The organism is Kitasatospora sp. NPDC004289 (assembly GCF_053602875.1).
The window spans coordinates 1-1,510 of record NZ_JBSGEL010000186.1 but is presented as its reverse complement, the minus strand read 5'-3'; the positions used below and the strand labels follow the sequence as shown (position 1 = coordinate 1,510).

At 66.9% G+C, this 1,510-nt stretch carries 1 protein-coding gene and 1 CRISPR repeat array; the gene reads left to right on the top strand.

All coding sequences use genetic code 11. The features are described 5' to 3' along the window. Positions 1–545: 545 nt before the first annotated feature. A CRISPR array of direct repeats spans positions 546–1,062; the repeat unit is 29 nt; unit sequence GTCCTCCCCACGCACGTGGGGGTCAGCCG. Between the two features lie 161 nt (positions 1,063–1,223). After that, a complete protein-coding gene (locus tag ACWEPF_RS39930) occupies positions 1,224–1,475 on the top strand; it encodes a hypothetical protein (protein ID WP_452176533.1) in 252 nt (83 codons plus the stop codon). Positions 1,476–1,510 lie beyond the last annotated feature (35 nt).

Here is a 1,510-nt window from a genome sequence, read left to right as displayed (position 1 = left end):
GCTCTCGGTTCTCACCGACATCTCCCGGTATCTCGATCATGAACCGCTGCCAGAACTCACCGATACTCGCTCTCCGTTTTCACCTACGCAGCCAGGACGCTGGCCCTGCGGGCCACGCGGATGAGTCGTCACAACGGGATCCTCCCTACAGCGACCGCCGCTCCTACGGCCAGGTCAGCCGCGAGACCCTCACAGATCATCACGGCCCTGGGACGCTCTAGCTCGCTGTCGTTGCACTGGGCCAGAGCTTGCTCCTGGCGCCCCTCGATCATCGCGCTCACCACCGACACACGAACCACCACCACACCACCATCCTCCCCTCCTCTCGCAAGCGGTCATTGAGTCCCGAACAGCCGGGTAGCTGAAGCCCGACCCGGCCAACGCCGAAACCGACAGCATCCGAGAAGCAGCCATGACATGGTGCATTCCGAGCCGAACCGTCAGGGCGCCATGGCACGATGACCACCGCTCCTTGACAACACAGCACCACCAACCGCCAGGGCAAAGAAACAGCAAAGACACTGTCGCGCCGCAGGTCGCGAAGGGTCCTCCCCACGCACGTGGGGGTCAGCCGACGTGGCTCTGGCCGTCGTCGGTCTCCACCGTGTCCTCCCCACGCACGTGGGGGTCAGCCGGTGATCCAGTGGGGGACCATCGTGAACGGGTCGTCCTCCCCACACACGTGGGGGTCAGCCGGTCTACGACACGGCCACGACCCAACTGGTCCCGTCCTCCCCACGCACGTGGGGGTCAGCCGCAACGTCAGCGGAACGGACGCCTCACCGGTGAGTCCTCCCCACGCACGTGGGGGTCAGCCGGACGGCGGGAAGGAGACCTTCGCGGTCTTCGAGTCCTCCCCACGCACGTGGGGGTCAGCCGCGGTTCGCCTGCCGCACAGACCAACGAGGGGGGTCCTCCCCATGCACGTGGGGGTCAGCCGACCTTCGACCAGGAGTCCGGGCAGATCTCCACGTCCTCCCCACGCACGTGGGGGTCAGCCGGCCCACCGCACGTGCCCGACGTGAGACGCGCGGTCCTCCCCACGCACGTGGGGGTCAGCCGATGCTCGAGCCCGACCCACAACCAGAAGCTACGAGGTGCTGTCCGCTCCTCGGTAGCTGGGGGCCGGGCGGTCCCAATCTTCCCAGTTGGCAACTCAGTTCAGGTGGCCGTACGTCGATAGGCTGACGGAATGGCAGAAGTGGCGGGGCTCGGCGTGCTACTTGGCACGCCTGTTGGAACGGCGATCGCTCGATGCCTTCGAGATCTCGGCGCCAGGGAACGTGAGCCTGGAGGAGTTGCGGGCCGCGCTCGACGGGCAGCGGCCGGCCGATTCGCTGCTGAGGGGTCTCGGGCCGGTGCTCGGCCTGCATGCTGCCGACCTGTTCGCCGTGGCCGGGCAGCCGGTGCCCAACCACCTAGTGGCTTGGCTCGGATCTTTGGACGGGGAACAGCTGATGGTCAGTGCGGGGTGAGACTGTTTCCGCATGGTTCATGCGGCTGATGGTGG